17 protein-coding genes are annotated in these 16,610 nt (G+C 59.9%); 10 read left to right on the top strand and 7 right to left on the bottom strand.

Annotation, left to right across the window (positions count from 1 at the left end):
• Positions 1–219: 219 nt before the first annotated feature.
• Positions 220–684 carry a GNAT family N-acetyltransferase gene (locus V8J82_RS00120; RefSeq protein WP_339970841.1) on the top strand — a complete coding sequence of 155 codons (465 nt, stop codon included), beginning with the start codon at positions 220–222 and terminating at the stop codon, positions 682–684.
• A 269-nt stretch (positions 685–953) separates the two neighbouring features.
• Here the strand turns inward: V8J82_RS00120 and V8J82_RS00125 are convergent, their stop codons facing one another.
• The 3 genes from V8J82_RS00125 to V8J82_RS00135 all read right to left on the bottom strand — a co-directional run bounded on the left by V8J82_RS00125 (position 954) and on the right by V8J82_RS00135 (position 3,002).
• Positions 954–1,727, bottom strand: a complete 774-nt coding sequence (locus V8J82_RS00125) for an MFS transporter (protein WP_339970844.1) — start codon at positions 1,725–1,727, stop codon at positions 954–956.
• 18 nt (positions 1,728–1,745) lie between these two features.
• A complete protein-coding gene (locus tag V8J82_RS00130; RefSeq protein ID WP_339970846.1) occupies positions 1,746–2,114 on the bottom strand; it encodes an MFS transporter in 369 nt (122 codons plus the stop codon).
• Between the two features lie 294 nt (positions 2,115–2,408).
• Positions 2,409–3,002, bottom strand: coding sequence for a TetR/AcrR family transcriptional regulator (locus V8J82_RS00135; protein ID WP_339970848.1), 594 nt, complete (start codon positions 3,000–3,002; stop codon positions 2,409–2,411).
• A 115-nt stretch (positions 3,003–3,117) separates the two neighbouring features.
• On the opposite strand from V8J82_RS00135, the gene V8J82_RS00140 reads away from it, so the two are divergent.
• Complete coding sequence (locus tag V8J82_RS00140) at positions 3,118–3,627, top strand: YdhR family protein (protein ID WP_339970851.1); 510 nt, start codon at positions 3,118–3,120, stop codon at positions 3,625–3,627.
• A gap of 208 nt (positions 3,628–3,835) precedes the next feature.
• On the opposite strand, the gene V8J82_RS00145 is transcribed toward V8J82_RS00140, so the two are convergent.
• On the bottom strand, positions 3,836–4,312 hold the full coding sequence (locus V8J82_RS00145; RefSeq protein ID WP_339970854.1) for a hypothetical protein: 477 nt from the start codon (positions 4,310–4,312) through the stop codon (positions 3,836–3,838).
• 731 nt (positions 4,313–5,043) lie between these two features.
• On the bottom strand, positions 5,044–5,592 hold the full coding sequence (locus V8J82_RS00150; protein ID WP_339970856.1) for a hypothetical protein: 549 nt from the start codon (positions 5,590–5,592) through the stop codon (positions 5,044–5,046).
• Between the two features lie 274 nt (positions 5,593–5,866).
• On the opposite strand from V8J82_RS00150, the gene V8J82_RS00155 reads away from it, so the two are divergent.
• The 8 genes from V8J82_RS00155 (at position 5,867) to V8J82_RS00190 (ending at position 14,039) form a co-directional block, all read left to right on the top strand.
• Complete coding sequence (locus tag V8J82_RS00155) at positions 5,867–7,600, top strand: AAA family ATPase (protein WP_339970858.1); 1,734 nt, start codon at positions 5,867–5,869, stop codon at positions 7,598–7,600.
• A gap of 41 nt (positions 7,601–7,641) precedes the next feature.
• Positions 7,642–8,055: a hypothetical protein gene (locus V8J82_RS00160; protein WP_339970860.1), complete on the top strand. Its 414-nt coding sequence runs from the start codon at positions 7,642–7,644 to the stop codon at positions 8,053–8,055.
• Complete coding sequence (locus V8J82_RS00165; RefSeq protein WP_339970862.1) at positions 8,055–8,468, top strand: DUF6634 family protein; 414 nt, start codon at positions 8,055–8,057, stop codon at positions 8,466–8,468. The genes V8J82_RS00160 and V8J82_RS00165 overlap by 1 nt, the downstream gene beginning before the upstream one ends.
• A 494-nt stretch (positions 8,469–8,962) precedes the next feature.
• A complete protein-coding gene (locus V8J82_RS00170) occupies positions 8,963–9,901 on the top strand; it encodes a hypothetical protein (protein WP_339970864.1) in 939 nt (312 codons plus the stop codon).
• Complete coding sequence (locus V8J82_RS00175; protein ID WP_339970866.1) at positions 9,898–10,773, top strand: ThiF family adenylyltransferase; 876 nt, start codon at positions 9,898–9,900, stop codon at positions 10,771–10,773. The genes V8J82_RS00170 and V8J82_RS00175 overlap by 4 nt, the downstream gene beginning before the upstream one ends.
• Entirely contained in the window at positions 10,766–11,956 is a 1,191-nt protein-coding gene (locus V8J82_RS00180) for a hypothetical protein (protein WP_339970868.1), read from the top strand. The genes V8J82_RS00175 and V8J82_RS00180 overlap by 8 nt, the downstream gene beginning before the upstream one ends.
• Positions 11,953–13,065, top strand: coding sequence for a GNAT family N-acetyltransferase (locus V8J82_RS00185; RefSeq protein WP_339970870.1), 1,113 nt, complete (start codon positions 11,953–11,955; stop codon positions 13,063–13,065). Before V8J82_RS00180 ends, V8J82_RS00185 begins: the two co-directional genes overlap by 4 nt.
• On the top strand, positions 13,062–14,039 hold the full coding sequence (locus V8J82_RS00190) for a nitroreductase family protein (protein ID WP_339970872.1): 978 nt from the start codon (positions 13,062–13,064) through the stop codon (positions 14,037–14,039). The genes V8J82_RS00185 and V8J82_RS00190 overlap by 4 nt, the downstream gene beginning before the upstream one ends.
• Here V8J82_RS00190 and V8J82_RS00195 read toward each other — a convergent pair.
• Both V8J82_RS00195 and V8J82_RS00200 read right to left on the bottom strand, forming a co-directional pair.
• Positions 14,036–14,956 (bottom strand): aminotransferase class IV, encoded by a 921-nt coding sequence (locus V8J82_RS00195; protein WP_339970875.1) that lies wholly within the window; start codon positions 14,954–14,956, stop codon positions 14,036–14,038. The two genes, V8J82_RS00190 and V8J82_RS00195, sit on opposite strands and share 4 nt — an antisense overlap.
• A 12-nt stretch (positions 14,957–14,968) precedes the next feature.
• Positions 14,969–16,582: a 5-guanidino-2-oxopentanoate decarboxylase gene (locus V8J82_RS00200; RefSeq protein WP_339970877.1), complete on the bottom strand. Its 1,614-nt coding sequence runs from the start codon at positions 16,580–16,582 to the stop codon at positions 14,969–14,971.
• Positions 16,583–16,610: the final 28 nt, after the last annotated feature.

Below are 16,610 nucleotides of genomic sequence, written 5' to 3' on the forward strand. Positions count from 1 at the left end.
TCCGACGGCAGCGGTGAGCCCAAATGTGACAAATGCAGCGCTGCGCACGAACCTCTGCAATCGCGATGGTGCCATCTGATCCGATAGCCGGCAGGACACGCCATGACGTTTATGAATCCGCCCCCTTTGTGAAAGACAATGAACTGTCCAAAGACGTCTGCTTTTTCGCCATCTTTGCCAGCTTGTGGATGTCGCATGCCCCGGACTAGGGTTGGCGTGATGAAGTCGCTCAAATTCCGAAAGGCTACCGTTGCCGATGTGGTTCCGCTCAGCGGGCTGATCCAGTGCACAATCCGCGTTTCAAATGCCAAGCACTATGATCAAAAATCAATTGATATGCTGTGCGCGATTTTTGAACCGGAGCCGCTCACCGAAAGAATTGAAAATGAGGCGATTCTTTTGTGTTTCGCGAGTGCCAATCTTGTTGGAACGGCGGGGCTGAAAGGTCACTATCTGCGATCATTATTCGTGGACCCTGCGTTTCAGGGGCAAGGGTTGGGCAAAGTGCTGACTGCAAGAATTGAAGAAGAAGCGCGACAGAGAGCAATCCCGGAAATGATGCTTCATTCCTCACTAACAGCGCGGGAGTTTTACGCGGCTCTTGGCTATGAATTTGTGGAATTGCAATCATACCCGGAAGGACCATTCGTCTTGATGAGAAAGCCGCTTAATGTGCGCCCGTGAAATACCTTGTTCCACGAAACACCGGCAGTGACGTTTGCCGATGTGTTGCGGCCGTCCGTTGACGCCTCGGATCGGGGCAGACCTTCGTTTCCGCAAGGCCGAGGGTTGCTTTGTCCTGCATGGCGGTCGTTTAGCCAGAACCCAGCGCTGCTGCACTTCCGCAAGTCTTCATTGAGCCCAAAACTACAAATGCTACGCGGCGTATGCATGGCAGCTAACTGAGAACTTGTTGCTCAGCGAGGCAAGAACATCATAGCTAACCACTTAAGTCATGGCCTACGTGTCAGGACAATTGCGGCGCCAATCAAGCCGATGATGGCAACCGGAATGAAGGTTGTTCCTGGAAAGGATGAAACGAGCGCACCCGTTACAATCGGGCCTATGACCCCGCCAATTGCGTAGGCCAGCGAAAACGCCGCTGCGCCAGCGGTCAAAGCAGGGCCTTTGTGATCCCGACCTAAGATTGCCAGCGCGGACGTATAAATCCCAAGGAACGCTGCCCCGCCAAGGACCGCCAGCCCCCACAGGGAAGGGCTATCGATTGAAGCAAAGGTTATCGCCAGGAATACCAGTCCCGTTGCTGCCAGACAGCCGGTAGCGACATGCCAGCGATCCACGCAATCCAGAACAACACCGAGGATTGGCTGTGCCACGATCATGCCGAGATGCATGACCGCAAGAAAAGTGGCCGCCAATGCCGCCGTCGCACCGACTTCAGTAAGGTGCACCGGAGAAAGAGAGAGCACGGACGCATCAATGAATCCGAAAGCCACCACAAGAAACACCAACATAGGCGCGGCACGGGCAAATCGGGGCAGATCGGATAATTCGGGCTTCTCGGGCTCCACCTTCGCGCGTCTGGATATCATGGCCAGTCCGAAGGCAACACATGAGACAAGCACGGCGCAGGCTGCAAACGCCAACCCGCTTTCAACGCCAAAAAGAGGAATGGCGAGCGGCCCGATCACAAAGCCTACAGCCATGCCGGCGCTGTACACGCCCGAGACACGACCGCGCACTGCATCGGCCGTTGCCGCATTCAACCATGCCTCTCCAAAGACCTAGATCGCGTTGACACAGAAGCCCAAGGCAAAGCGTAGCAAGAACCATGCGCTCAGGTTATCCGTCGCTGCAAATCCGCCAAGCGACATCGCAGCGCCGAGCAAACCAGCAACGATAACCTGACCCGCCCGTAAGTGTCGCGTCAGTCTTGGCACAACCAATACCGAAACTCCCAAACCCAGCATGAAGGCCGCAGCGTTCAAGCCAATCGTGGTGTCCGACACATCCCTCGCTGCCAACAGCAGCGAGATCAACGGATAGGTCAGCCCCTGTGCGATAGCAAAGACGGTAATGCCAATCGTGACGGTACCCACCGACCACCAGTCGGTATTCATTATTGGCTGATGTTCTGACTGCGCGGCGCTCATTTTTAGAGAGTTTCACTAGGTTTTGGAATTAGCAAGGAAATCGAGGCGCCTGCCGGCCTTCGACAACAGCTTGCATGCGTCACCTTGCAAGAAGACATCGGGGCCAGCGCAACAAATTCATACTTTGTCCTGCTTATCGGCCTTATGACACCCTTGAGCCAGCGACCGCTGAGGGTTGGCTCCGGTCATTAGAGGCTTATTCGGCGCAAGCTACGTGAGAGCCCCAACCATATAGGCACGACGCCGACTACGAACGTCCGATTTTTGGGCAAGACCGTTGATCGCTCAATCAGACTACTTTTGTGACAATGCTCTCAGGCTTGGGCCAACAGCGGCCATCACCTGGGTCAATTTTTCCATCTTGCCGTCGAAGTCGCCGGGCAGCGAGTCTTTGAAATGCCCTTGAATCGCAAGCTCTGACAGCCCGTGAACTACTCCCCAAACAAGCATATCGCCGACACCCAAAGGACCAGACCCTTCTCTGCTGAACATCGGGATCTTTGCGGCCTGCGCCTTTAGATGCTCGTCGCTGCTGTCAAGTTGCCCTGGGGCGAACATGAGGTGGAAGAGGTTTGGCTCGTTCAAGGCAAAGGCGACATATCCTTCCCCGACAGCCCGAAACTGGGCCATCTCAGTATCCTCAGCCTTGCTTTGGTACTCGAGGATCGCGGCGCACATCAGCCTGTATCCATGTGCCGCTATGGCCGTCGCCAATTCGCGCTTGTCTTTGAAGTGCCGAAAGGCAGCGCCGGGTGAGACCTGGACAGCCTTGGAGCAGGCCCGCAATGAAAGGGATTCGATCCCTTCGGCACGAATATGGCGTAACGCCTCGTCTAACAACGCCTGCTTCAAGTCGCCGTGATGATAGGATTTGTTTCGTTTATTCATAGATGCTTACATTCAGTTAGTAATCATTGATTACATTTTTTCTTGACCGAGGCAAGCGGCAGATCACATAAGTAATCATCGATTACATATGCCTCTTAACTGAAGGAGTATACCAATGCTCAAAGCAATCTGGATCACCGCCGCCACCGCCGCAGTCACGGTCACCGCCGTCGCTTTCGGACTTGCCTCGCAAGCGCCTGAAAAGACGGTCGATCAGTCGTTTGTCGAGCGTATGGCCAATGGGGGGGCGACGCTTGCAATGCGAGGGATCGCCGCGGGCTATTATGCGAGATCAGGTGTCGCGGTTTCCGAAGCTACAGGGCAGCCCGTGATGCTTCAGGTTAACTTCACTGTTGTCAGCGACGCTGAAGCCTTTGTTTCTGATATGGACGGTTTTGCGCCGTTTCTGTCCCATGTCCCTGGACTGACATGGAAGCTTTGGAGCTATGATCCTGAAACAGGCAATGGCAACGGTACCTATCTCTTCGAGACCCGTGCGCATGTGGACATGTATCTGAACGAGGTCCTGCCCGTAGGTATGATGAATGACCCGCGCCTTGCCGATATGGAGATCCAGATTCTTGATGTCTTGACAGGGCCATCCAGCGTAACGCGAGCGATGTAGGCGCAAAGAAAGCGAAAGAACCGCTGGCAGGTTTGCCGCGTAATACTCAAGTGCCGCCCGGATCCAAAGAAATGGGCTTTGGCCCCAGCATGGCGTAGGTCCGCTTCCCTCTCGTGACCGGCCCTGTGGCATTCTTTACCAACGTCTACTTCGGGCTGGCTTAAGACACTAGAGGCTCATGCGGCGGATGGCAGCGCGGAGCCCAGACCTACATCCGAAATGGGAACCGGCGTTCGGGCAGTAAGCCAATCAACTTGTCCTTGAATGCCAACCCTTCGGGCAGGTTACGATTTGGCGCAGGACCTCGTTGCAGCGCACGAGAGCCAGAAATCCCCGCATTGGCACACTGAAAGCAAACCAATGCCCACCAATCCAAAATCCCATCCTTCACCGTCGCGATACCGTGGTTAGGAATATAACACATCCAGTCCATCTTTCCGTCGGGCTCGTTCCATGCATCAATGAGCGCAGCGCATTCCTTTTGTTCAAGAAAGCACCCAGCAATCATACACGGTGCATTGCGTTTTCCGGCTGATATTTCTTTACCGAAGTTTAGGCCTGCACCAGCTTCGCGCGCGGTCAAGTTTTGCAATCTCTCTGCTACCGCTTGGTCCCCTTCCGACGATACAAAATGGAAGATAAACAGCGCATCCCAAGGTTCGTCAGCCCGTCCGGCAATTTCCAATGGTGGCTCCAATTGAGTTAACTGCTCACTTCAGCTTCTGTGTCTCTTCGAGGCGCCTAGCGCATTAGACGAACGGCAGCAATGTCCGCAAACCAGACCTCGATGCCCCTTCGGATTTCGCGGTTGCCGCGAACGGCCGCTTTGGCGAGCTGCACTGCAGCATCGAACAAGTTAGCCGAACGGCAGGTTTGGGCCGTATGCGAAACTCACCATCGCCAATGGCGCTTAGACGGATCACTGCTCGACGATTGCTGAAGCAAGAGCTCAGATTCGAGGATCCCAGCTCCACTTTGTTACCCGATCATTAGTAATTGGCTGTATCTTTCGAATACGTTTGCAGATGCAGGTCGATTATCCGCCGAACCATTTCCGGTCGCGACGGTAGGTCTGGTTCCGTTTTTCGTAGATCGTCCAGTGCTGCAATGGTGTCGACGTGCAAGCGCAGCGACATCTGCTCGGTCTCTTTTGAAGGTCGTCCAATTTTTCCCATCAGCAGGGCCTTGACTTTATGAGTTTATAAATTCATTGTACATCACGTGAGGGACGGAGCGGCAACTCCATCTCTCACGCTAACCACCATGATCTAAGAGGAGATCACCATGGCTGAGAAAGTCACTATCATGTCGCCTGGCGCGGCGAAACTCGATGAGCGCGCTCAGGACCGCGGCGGCGAGGATCGTCAAACGCTCGTCCTCGGCTGCCGAAAATGCGGAGAGCCTCTGCTTCGCCGGTCAAGTGTTGTTCTTCATAGCAAGAAAATTGACTGTCGGTCTTGTATTCGCAAACCCTATGACGCCGCCGCCGCGCGCTTCGGCGCCGAGATCATATCTCAAGATCCGAACGGTGGCCGCCATGATCGTATCGTCCGCCTGAAGTGCGGTCACATGAAGACGATCCAACGCAACCATATCCAGAAGGTTGGGCGCGGCGAGGTTAATGTCGATTGCGAACCGTGCCGACACAAACGGTACGATGACGAAGCGAGACTCCATGGTTGGAGATTCCTGAGACTTAGCGAGAACCGCCAAGGTTATGGGATCTATCGGCACAAGTATGGCATCGAGCATGAAATCCACATCGGCAACATGCGTACCGGTGGCTGTGCGTGTCCAGAATGTGGTCCTAGTCGATCTACGAAGCCGTCCGGGATCTAAATCTTCAAGATCGATCTGCCGGGCCTTCCGGTGGTAACGCTTGGCTATAGTGGGCGCTTTGGAGATCGCCTTCACTACGATCTGAAAATCAACAAAGACGTTCACACCGAAGTCCTGCGATTTCATCCGATGCCGTCCGGTTATCTTGCCCGGACACAAGAGAAGGCGGCGCACAAAGTTCTGCGACGCAAATACCCGGACTGGGTGGTTCCCAAACGTGTTTTTGGCAACGCCATTAGCGTGAAATCGGAAATCTACCGACCGGAGGCATTGTCCGCGATCCATCGTCTCCTCGACGAAATCGCCGCACGCTATCCGTCTCCGATCTCGTCTCTGGACACGTCCGCCAAGTCCTAACCCTTCCTCCTACTCGGAACCTTACCCCATGCCTCCATCGTCAATGAACCCGCGCGCCAGCGCGTCCTCGTTGCATGCCCGGACACGGGCCCTTACCAAACGCCTGACGAAGGCGATCCTCGATCGCCATCGTGAAGGCCACTGCGACGAACTTTCAAAATCTTGGGGCGCGGACAACCCGCCGCGCCCCGCACGCCTTCCTGACATTGCGCGCTTGCTCGCGATTTCCGGACAAGGCGTGCCGACGACATCCAACATGACGTCGGATGACATCGCAGCTGCGATCGAATCCGGCATCGACCCCTACGCCGCTGCGATCGACGGCACCGCGGTTCGGCAGGCTCTGCATCCACCCCAGACCGATCTTCTCCGTGCGATCCACCTTGCGCAGTGGTTCCCGGACTGTGATCCGGACATCGGGCCTTTCGCGCCCGGTGTGACGCTGATCCGCATCGAGGACAACACGCTCCGGGACCGGCTGGAGGAGGCGATGGGCTTCGTCTCGCCATTCGCCTGGGAAGCGCTGACGCCGGGGACGAAGAGGTATCCCGACCACGTCGCGCTCATATGCCTCGAGGCTGCGAATGCGTTCTCCAAGGCCGACCCGCGGGACAAATTCCGAGAGACCTTGGACGAGGCGCTTGCGAAGGGCCTTGGTGTCGTCGCTCTTGCGACAGATCCAAGCGATCTCTCCGAAGGCGGCCGCATGCTCATAGTCGCGGACGTTACCTGGCCGGACCTCGATCGCGACACGGTCATCGCTCTTCTTCGTGCGACGCACAGTGCGACCGGCGAAGTCGCGGAGGCTGAACTCCGGGCTCGGCTGTCCGGGAACAACGGGATTGACGCATTGCCATGGCCGATCGTCAATCACGCCTTCCATGTATCGACGAATCTCGCGGTCGTGGACCGCCTCGCCGCGGCGCGAGTCCCAGAGCCACCTGCACCGCGCCGCACGCTAGACGATGTCTGTGGCCTTCCCAAAGTCACCGAAGAGCTTTGGCATCTTGTCGAAGATGTCAAGCAATGGCAAGCCGTTGAGCTCGACTGGTCCGACGTCTCCTCCAGCATCCTCCTCCACGGCACGCCGGGCGTGGGCAAGACGATGATCGCGGAAGCGCTAGCCGGGAGCGCTGGCGCGACCTTTGTCTCTACGTCCTATGCCAAGGCGCAGAAGGCCGGACATCTGGGCGATTATCTCCGGGTAATGAGCGCGCATGTGAACCGCGCTATCTCCAATGCACCCTCGGTCTTCTTTGTCGATGAGCTCGACAGCTACGTTGCGCGACAGGGGTCCGCAAAGAACTTCTCGGTCTACATGCATTCGGTCGTCAACGGGCTTTTGGAACAGCTGACCAAGCTCAATGACGCGCCGGGCGTCATCGTCGTGGCCGCCACTAACCACCTCAGTGTCATTGATCCTGCGCTGATCCGCGCTGGCAGGTTCGACAGCAAGATCGCCGTCGGACTTCCGGACAAAGATGGCATCGCGGCGATCCTTTCCGGGTATCTTGGCAACGTGGCGATCCCCCTTCACGATTTGTCGCCCCGACTCGTCGACCTGTCCGGCGCCGACGTCGCCGCAATCGCGCGAACCGCCAAAGGCGCCGCGCGACGGACCAGTCAGCCGCTCGCCCTTTGCCACGTGGTCTCGTCTATCGACCAGCGCGTGGCCAGACCCGACCCCGAGCACATCCGCCGCAAAGCCATTCACGAGGTCGGTCACGCGGTCGTCGGCCATGTCCTCGGCCTGAAACCCGGACATCGTGTTTCATAGCGGCGGTCGGTGGAGGCTACGACTCGCCCGTTCCTCCGATCATGACGCCGGACATCGCGGATAAAGAATTAGCCATGAGGTTCGGTGGAAGTGCGGCGGAAGTCGCTTTCCTCGGAAATCTCTCGACGGGATCCGGCGGGAGCGAGCACTCCGATCTTGGGGGAGCCACCGCCCTCGCAATCGACCTTGAGCAAGAGTATGGCTTCGGAACTTCTCTCGTTTTCAAACCGGTCGCCGCCGCGGACCGCCACCGTATGCCGGACGATCTCCGCAACCGTGTCGAGCAACGGCTGCGTCAGGCCGAGGAGCGCGCCCGCTCTGTGGTTAAAGCCAATAGACACCTCGTCGAGCGCATCGCCGCGGCGCTCATCGAGCGTCGCGAACTCGACCGGGACGCACTGCTAAAGCTGCTGACCTCCGATGCCAGCGATGACCCCAACAAGGAGGCCTCCTGATGCTGGACCCGCGCCCCTTCAAGAGCCATGGCCTGCTGCTCCGCATGCACGACTGGCTGACCGACCCGGTTCCAGACGATCTGTCACCCGCGCCTTTGCTATCAGAATACGCCATCGCGATCGACCAAATGGGTCTGCCACTTCTTGTCGGCTGGGTTTCCGGTCACCCCCGGCTGGGCGACCGATGGATCACCACGAGCCCGCTCTGGCAGATCGACGCGAAAGGTACCCAAGCCCGGACCTCGGGTCGTTGTTATCGACTGTCGAGTGAGATGCGCAAAAGCAACCAAGTCAAAGCTAACCCGCGTATTGCAGCCTTGCAGCAGCAGTCCCTATCTTTGAACAGCACGAAGGCTCACCTTTGCAACATCCGATCGATCGTCGAGCGGGAGCTTGCAAAGCGGTCGCATTAGTCTTTTCCGCCATGCAAACAGCTATGCATCAGGCTTGCACCCAGGTATCACTCCGGTGGCACACCGCTGTCACAAAACCAACTCAGGACACCAAGGCTGGCCTATAAATTATAGCGCTTTCAGTATCTTGCATTCCCAAGTGAAAAATAGCTCCGATCCCTACCGCCGGAGCCAATTTCCTAGCGATATAGTCAGCGCATTTGACATATGCGGCGCGTTCAAATCTGTGCTGATGGCGTTGCCTCGCTCCGCTTGGGCGAAACGCAGTCCCGAACCATATCATCGCTCGCACCACCGAGCCACACAGCCCTCCTGCGACGACGGGAACCGCTCTAAGATCATCATCTGTTGCGCGACCGCGTGCGGGAAACATGCGGTTCGAGCAAGCGGCAGCGCGGCGCCGTTGCCTGGCATCACTGAGCGCCCTTGAGCTTGCGTCGTGCTTGGCAGAGACTGGTCCCATTGGCAGGGACAAGTGATTTGAGCAAAACAACGTGAGAGTATTTGCAAAGGCCCTGCGGCAGCCCTTCCTGGAGCTTGAATTCATGGCCTCCGGTGTGTCGGTTGAGGTCATCGAGCGCCCGGGCCTTTGGATGGCGCCCGATCGGCTTCAGGCGCTCAGCGCAGATTTGCGGCGCATTGCCAGCCTGACCTTGGCAGCGGGCGAATTGACCTATGGCGTGTTTTCCGGTGATCCCGCGCGGATGGCGGCCAGCACGATCACCCTGGTCCGAGACCCACAAACGCGCCGCCCGATCGGCTTCAATGCGCTGGTTCATTTGCAGACTCAACCCGGCAATCAACGCGTTGAGGTCATCCATCTTGGTCTCGTGATGGTGGACCCGAATGTGCAAAGCAAAGGTCTGTCCTGGATCCTCTATGGCCTGACCTGCATGCTGCTGTTCCTGCGCGCGGGGCTCAGGCCGTGCTACATCTCGAACGTCACTCAGGTGCCCGCCGTTGTGGGCATGGTCAGCGAGACGTTTTCCGAAGTTGTCCCCACCCCTCAGACGCCCGTGCCGCAGGATTTTCGAAAGATCCTGATCGCACGTGAGATCATGGCGCATCATCGCCATGTCTTTGGTGTCGGCGCGGAGGCCGAGTTTGATGACAGTGATTTCATCATCCGCAACGCCTATACCGGCGGCTCGGACGATTTGAAGAAATCCTTTGAAATCGCGCCGAAGCACCGCGAGGCACGTTATAACGAGTGGTGCAAAGCGGTGCTGGATTATGAACGGGGCGATGACGTATTGCAGATCGGGCTGCTCGATCTGTCGGCGGCGCAACGCTACGTGTCGCGCAGTGTTCCGCGCAGGTCCCTGGCCGGTTTGGCCTTGCTCGGCCTGATCCTGGTGCTGCAACGCGCCATTGTCCCGGCGCTTCAATGGTTTAACCCCTCCCGGGATTTCGGACGGCTGCAATCGCGATGACCTTCACCTATGCCGAGTTCACCACCCGCAATCTGGGCTTCGTCACCCAGACCGAACAGGCGCGTCTGCGCGACGCCTGCATCTTTGTCTGCGGCACCGGTGGCATGGGTGGCGCGGCGATCCAGTCACTGATCCGGGCCGGTGTGGGGCAGTTGATCTTGGCGGATCTCGACGCATTCGAGGTCTCGAACCTCAATAGGCAGGTCTTTTGCACGTTGGACCGCGTCGACCAGGACAAGGCCGAGGCGACGCGCGATCAATGCCTGCGGATCAACCCCCAGGCCGAGATCGAAGTGCTGGATGGCCGTTGGTCCGATGAGGCCGAACGGCTGGTGAAGCGCGCCGATGTGGTGATCAACGGCACCGACGATCTAGGCGCCTCTCTGCTGCTCTATCGGACCGCCGCCGCCCAGCGTCGCGCTGTGATCGACGCCTATGCCGCGCCCCTGCCCTCGGTCTATGTCACGCGCCCGAGCCGTCCGATGCCCGAGGAACGGCTGGGCTATCCGACCATCGGCACCGCCTGGAATGCGCTGAGCGACGGCCAGCGCGCCGAGGCGTTTCTGGCCGAAGCCACCCATGTGATGCTGCACTCCACCAGCCGCCATTACATCGATCTGGATCTGGCCGGAGAGGTCGCCGCCGGGCGCCGCAGCCGCATGTCCTTCGCGCCCATGGTGATCTCGACGGGAACATTGATGGCCTATGAGGCGCTGGGTCTGATCCTGGATCGCCCCAGCGTCACCGATGAGGCCGGGTGGTTCTTTAACCCTTACACAGCCAAGGTCGAAAAGCCCTGGCCCGCGCCCATCGCGGCGTTGCTGAAACCCCTGGTGGCGCGGGAATTGAAACGGATGATGGGCGATGCTTAGCGCTGCTTTGATCGCAGATTTGACGATCTCGATCTCCGCGGCTTTGGGCCTGTTGGTGGTACGTGCGCAGATTGCGCCCGGCCCCGACGGGCTCACTTGGCGGTTCCGCACCATCCTGTTTGTGACGGCGTTCTTCTACGTGCTGCGCGCGATCGACTGGCTCACGGCATTCGGACCGGCCCGGACGCTGACGATCATCGCCGCCGCCCTGATCCCCTTTGCGGCGCTGCTTTTGGCCGAGGGCATGTTACGACGTCACGCGCCACGGCCCGTGAAGATCGCCGCCGCAATTGGTCTCGCGCTCTGTGCGTTGGGCGCGTTGATCCCGGATTTCACCCGCAGCCCGACTTTCTTGATCCCATTCTTGGTCTATCAGGCTTTGCTCTTCGCGGCGGGCCTGAGCCTGCTTTTGACGCGCAACCGGTCTGAGTTTACGCCGCCCGAAAACGCGATGATCGACCGGATCGCGCTATCGGTGCCGATCATCCTGGTGCTGCTTTTGACGGATTACCAGCTCTTTGGCCGGGGCCTCATTCCCGCCTTGTCGGGCTTGGCAGCCCTGGTCGTGGCCTGGATCGCCTCAACGCTTGAGGCACGGGCGGCGAGCGGCGCCTATGTCGGCGCAGCTTTGCTGGCGATCGCCGCGATCTCCGGCGTGGCGGGCCTGACCGTGGGCGCGCAAACCGGCTTTCCGCCGGGGCTGACTTTGCAAGTCGCCGCTATTGTCATGGCTCTGGTCTTGTTGCTGGTGGTGGGACTGTCCTCGGCGGCATTGCAGCGCGCGCGGGTGCGCGCCTCCTTGGACGAAGCGCTCACGCAAACCGCGAGTCTGAAGCTTTATCGCGACGCGATCACGCGACTTGGCCTGACCGAAGGCTATGCACTGCTATCGGGCGACGATCTGCGGGATTACGACGCCACCGCGGTGATCGATGCAATCGGCCCCACCGGCTCCGTGGTACGCGCGGAGCTTCCCAAAAGCCCGGGTGACGATACACTTGGGCAAAGCCAGATCCGTGCCCTGTTGGACCGGTTTGCCACGCGAGAGGTCGCGTTGGTCGCCAAATCGCCCTTCACCCTGGCTGTCGGCACTCCAAGCGGCCTGGCCGACGGGTCCAGCGCCAATATCCGCGCCGCTTTCGCCGTGGCCCGCCTGATCGCTGAAAGGGACGCCACCCCATGAACCTTCAGATCGAAACGGGCAATATGGACGCATTTTTCCAGGCGCCATTCAACGCTTACGGCGCAGATAGCCCTTATGTGTCACCGCTAAAATCTGACCTCGCGCGGTTCGTCGATCCGGCGCAAAACCCGCTCTTTACCCAGGGTGGAAGCGAGATCGAGATTTTCACCGTCCACCGCGATGGGCGCCCAATCGGTCGCATCACCGCCCATGATCACCGCGCCTCGAACAATCTCCATGACCTCAAACGCGGCTATTTCGGCTATTTTGATTGCTCAGATGATCCCGAGACCGCCACCGCCCTGCTACAGGCCGCCGAAGGCTGGAGCCGCAAGCGCGGCTATTCCGAGATCATGGGCAATTTCAACCTGACCGCGATGCAGCAAATCGGCGTGGTGACGGACGGATTCGAGGCCCCGCCCTATACCGATCAGATGTGGAACGCGCCGCATATCCCCCGCCTGCTAGAGGCAAACGGCTATGCCAGCGCCTTTCCCATGACCACGTTCGATTTGGATCTGACGCGGGCCGAGCCGCCCCCGCTCGGTCCAAAACAGCAGACGATCCTAGACGATCCGGATTTCACCTTCGCCCCGATCACCCGCCGCAATCTGAAGCAACGGATGGAGCAGGCCCGCGGCCTTCTGAACGCCGCCTTCGCCGATAATCCGATGTTCGTGCCGGTTAGTGCGGAGGAATTCCACTTCCAAGCCAAGGATATGGTCTGGATCATCGACAAACGCATTTCCGCAATGTTGATGTACAAGAATGAACCGGTCGCCACGATCCTGTGCGTGCCGGATCTCAACCCGTTTCTGCGGCGCATCGGGTCGAAACCGGGCCTCAGCACACCGTGGCATTTCCTGCGCCACAAGCTGACCTGCCGCCGCGCGGTATTGATCTTCGCCGCCGTGCGCCCAGATTTACAAGGGCGCGGCGTGAACCCGGTGGTGATGCGCCACGTCATCATGGCGCTGCAAAAAGCGGGCTATCACAGCGTGGGGAATACCTGGATCGCCGATGTGAACCCGGCCAGTCTGGCGCAGCGCGAAAAGGCTGGCGCGCGGACCCAGCATCGACTGCACATGTTCCATAAGGCGCTGACATGACACCGGAAATCCTGGCCGAGATCGCCGCCGAGGCCAATTTGGCGCCCTCCGCCCACAATACGCAGCCGGTTCTTTGGCATCGCGACGGGGCCGATGGGATCATCCTGTCGCTGGACCCTGCGCGGCTGCTCCACATCGGCGATCCTGACAGCAAGGATGCGCGCCTCAGCGGTGGGGCGGCCCTGCTCGGCACGCAATATGCGCTCTGGCGGCGCGGGCTCGGCGTGCGTGGGGTGGAGCCCGACACCGACACGCTGCGCCTTGCTATCGGAGGTGAGCCCGCCGCCCCTGCGCCTGAGCTGGATCTGTTGCGGCGCCGCACGTGCTACCGCGCGGGCTTTGCACCCGCCACTGGCGCCCAGATCCGCGCCCTCACCGAGGCGCTGCAAAACCGTGACGATGCCTACGCATTCACCGATCCCAGCCAGATCGCCGCCATTGCCGAATTAAATGACGCGGCAAGTCTCGGCTTCATGGCAAAACGCCCATTCCGCGAGGAATTGCTCTCCTGGATGCGTCTGTCGCGCAATGATCCGAATTGGAACCGTGATGGCCTCTCCGCCGAGGCGCTGGCATTGAGTGGGATCGAGGCCTTCGGCGCTCGCATCGCCCTGCGCGCGCCGATCTTCGAAGGGCTCAACGCGCTAGGCCTGGCGCGCGGGCTGACCGCTGAGGCGGCAAAGACCAACAGCGCGACGGCCCTGATCGTCGTTCATCGCGGCATCGAGGAGGATCGTTGGACCAGCGGCAATGCCTTCTACGATCTGTGGCTGGCCCTGACCGGGGCGGGCTTCGCCGCCTGGCCCATGGCGGTCCTGGCCGATAATCCCGAGACCTGCGCCGAGGTGAAGCATATGGCCAAGCTCGGCGATGACCGCACGCTGATCACCGTTTTGCGGGTCGGGCCCCATCCAGGCGCGAACCAAGCGCCCAAAGCCCGCCTGCCTGGGCTGGAATTGATCCGCGCCGCCTAGGGCGCCTTTTGCGCGGCAATATCGTCAGCGATCAAATTCTTATATAATTTTTGAATCCGCGTCATGATCGGCCGCGCGCCTGTGCCGATCTGTTTGCCGTCGATCTCGGCGACCGGGGTTTGGGCCCCGAATGTGCCGGTCAGAAACGCCTCATCGGCGCTGTAGGCTTCATAGAGCGAGTAATTCTTCTCAAAGATCGGAATACCATCGGCCCGGCACAGGTCAATCACCTTCTGCCGCGTGACACCGTTCATGCAATAATCACCGGTCGAGGTCCAAACCGCCCCCCGCCGCACAATGAAGAAATTGCAGGCATTCGTCGTGTTCACAAAGCCATGGGGGTCGAGCATCAGCCCCTCATCGGCGCCCGCCTGTTCGGCCTGAAGGCAGGCGATCACGCAATTCAGCTTGGAATGGGAGTTGAATTTGGCGTCCTGGCTCATCGGCATGCCGCGCACCTGCGGCACGGTGGCCAGGCGAATGCCCTTGGAATGCAAGCGGTCGACGGGTTTCGAATGCTCGATAATCGCCACAATGGTCGGCCCGAATTGGCTCAGCTGTGGGTGCTGAAACGGTTTCGCCTTGCGCCCGCGGGTGATCATCAACCGGCAATGGGCATCGCTGGTCATGCCATTGGCGGCGGCGGTTTTGTCCAGGATCGCGCGAATGTCCTCGGGGCCGATCCCGATATCGAGCGAGACCGCCTTCAAGCTGCCAAACAGGCGATCCATATGGTCGTCGAAAAACGCCCAATGCCCATCGTAAAGCCGCATCCCCTCCCACATCCCGTCACCCAGCATGAAGCCGCTATCGTAAACGGAAACTTTGGCCTCGGCCTTGGGCAATAGCTCACCGTCGACATAGATCAGGATCTCTTCGTTGCGTGCGTCCAACTCGGCGTCATGGGTGGTTGCCATCACTTTGCTCCTCTAGTCGACACGCAGATCGATCAGGTAAGGCCCACCCGCCGCCTGCGCACGCCTTAGCGCGTCAGAAAGCCCGTCGAGGCCATCCAGCGCCTCACCCGCCATCCCGTAAGCCTGTGCCACAGCGACAAAATCGGGGGCCGAGGGCGTTACGCCGACCGGCGTGATCACCTTGTCGATCATATATTGCTCGATCTCTTGATAGCCGTTGTTGTTCCAAACCAGAAAGATGACCGGCACGCCTTCATCGACCGCACTGCCCAGTTCGGCGATGGAGAATTGCAGCCCGCCATCGCCGGTCAGGCAGACAACCGGTGTCTGCGGATCCCCCAGAGCGGCACCAATCGCCGCCGGTGCGGCATAGCCCAAGGCGCCGTACCCTGTCGCGGCGTTGAACCAGCCCCGGGGCTGATCGATATCGGCATACATATTGCCCGCATAGATCACCTGCGTGCTGTCGCCGACAATCCGCGCTCCGGGCAGCGCCGCGCGGATCGTATCCATCACGCCGACATAGCTTTGGTGGCGGAGATCGAGCGCGTCAAACGCTGCCTGCCGCGCCGCAGCCGCGCGAGCCACGCCGCCACGATCCGCAAGCGGGCCGGGCAAGGCCGAGGCCAGCGCCGCAACCGCGCAGCCCGCATCGGCGATGATCGCCTGATCCGGTATCAGCCCCCGCGTAACCTGCACCGCGTCACAATCGATCCGGATCACATGGGCCAAGTCCGGCATCCCGCCATCACCATACATATCGTAATCAGTCGGTCCGAATTGCGTACCGACGGCCAGGATCACATCCGCCTCGGCCATCATCTGCCGGATCGGGGCGCTGCTGGGGCTGGCTGGCACGCGCAGCGGATGCCCCCCCAGAATGCCGCGGCCATTGGTGGTGTTGACAACCGGCGCATCCAACGCCTCGGCCAAACCCACCAGCGCCTCCGCCGCCCCAACCGCGCCACCGCCCGCAAGGATCAACGGGCGCTTGGCCTGCGCCAAGACCTCCGCCGCGCCAGCTACCGCATCGGCCCCCGCCGCTTGTTTCGGCACCTCAACCAAGCCCGCCTCGGGCAAGGCGACCGGCGCGTGCATCACATCCAGCGGCACCTCAATATGCACCGGCCCGGGCCGACCGGCCCACATCGCGGCAAAGGCCCGATCCACCACCTTCGGCAAATCCTCGGGCGCGAACAGCGTCTGGGACAGGATCGCGACCTGCCGCATCAGCGCGCCCTGATCGGGCAATTCGTGCAGATACCCTTCCTCCTGGCCAAAGGTTTCGGCCCGGTTCACGCCCGAAATCACCAGCATCGGCACCGAATCCGCCCGCGCCTGCGCCATGGCGGTGATCGCATTGGTGACACCTGGCCCGGTGATCAGCAGACACACGCCGGGCCGCCCTGTGGCCCGCGCATACCCATCCGCCATGAAGCCCGCGCTCAACTCATGGCGCGGCGTGATATGGCGGATCGTAGAGGCATCGAGGCCGCGATACATCTCGACCGTGTGGACACCCGGAATACCGAACACCACATCGACCCCGCGCCGTTCGAGCAATGTGATCAGCGCTTCACCCACACTTTGTGCCATGGCATCCTCCCGTTGGCTAAGGCGTGACATAGCGATGCTCCCCCGGCAAGATGGTTCG

The sequence above is a fragment of the Gymnodinialimonas mytili genome (assembly GCF_037544085.1).
Lineage (GTDB): Bacteria > Pseudomonadota > Alphaproteobacteria > Rhodobacterales > Rhodobacteraceae > Gymnodinialimonas > Gymnodinialimonas mytili.

Bases quoted from the DNA above. Each gene is read 5' to 3' on its own strand.
- V8J82_RS00130 (WP_339970846.1), bottom strand. From the start codon at position 2,114: ATGAGCGCCGCGCAGTCAGAACATCAGCCAATAATGAATACCGACTGG.
- V8J82_RS00155 (WP_339970858.1), top strand. From the start codon at position 5,867: ATGAACCCGCGCGCCAGCGCGTCCTCGTTGCATGCCCGGACACGGGCC.
- V8J82_RS00180 (WP_339970868.1), top strand. From the start codon at position 10,766: ATGCTTAGCGCTGCTTTGATCGCAGATTTGACGATCTCGATCTCCGCG.
- V8J82_RS00200 (WP_339970877.1), bottom strand. From the start codon at position 16,582: ATGTCACGCCTTAGCCAACGGGAGGATGCCATGGCACAAAGTGTGGGT.
- V8J82_RS00140 (WP_339970851.1), top strand. From the start codon at position 3,118: ATGCTCAAAGCAATCTGGATCACCGCCGCCACCGCCGCAGTCACGGTC.
- V8J82_RS00165 (WP_339970862.1), top strand. From the start codon at position 8,055: ATGCTGGACCCGCGCCCCTTCAAGAGCCATGGCCTGCTGCTCCGCATG.
- V8J82_RS00185 (WP_339970870.1), top strand. From the start codon at position 11,953: ATGAACCTTCAGATCGAAACGGGCAATATGGACGCATTTTTCCAGGCG.
- V8J82_RS00120 (WP_339970841.1), top strand. From the start codon at position 220: ATGAAGTCGCTCAAATTCCGAAAGGCTACCGTTGCCGATGTGGTTCCG.
- V8J82_RS00195 (WP_339970875.1), bottom strand. From the start codon at position 14,956: ATGGCAACCACCCATGACGCCGAGTTGGACGCACGCAACGAAGAGATC.
- V8J82_RS00160 (WP_339970860.1), top strand. From the start codon at position 7,642: ATGACGCCGGACATCGCGGATAAAGAATTAGCCATGAGGTTCGGTGGA.
- V8J82_RS00135 (WP_339970848.1), bottom strand. From the start codon at position 3,002: ATGAATAAACGAAACAAATCCTATCATCACGGCGACTTGAAGCAGGCG.
- V8J82_RS00175 (WP_339970866.1), top strand. From the start codon at position 9,898: ATGACCTTCACCTATGCCGAGTTCACCACCCGCAATCTGGGCTTCGTC.
- V8J82_RS00190 (WP_339970872.1), top strand. From the start codon at position 13,062: ATGACACCGGAAATCCTGGCCGAGATCGCCGCCGAGGCCAATTTGGCG.
- V8J82_RS00150 (WP_339970856.1), bottom strand. From the start codon at position 5,592: ATGAAATCGCAGGACTTCGGTGTGAACGTCTTTGTTGATTTTCAGATC.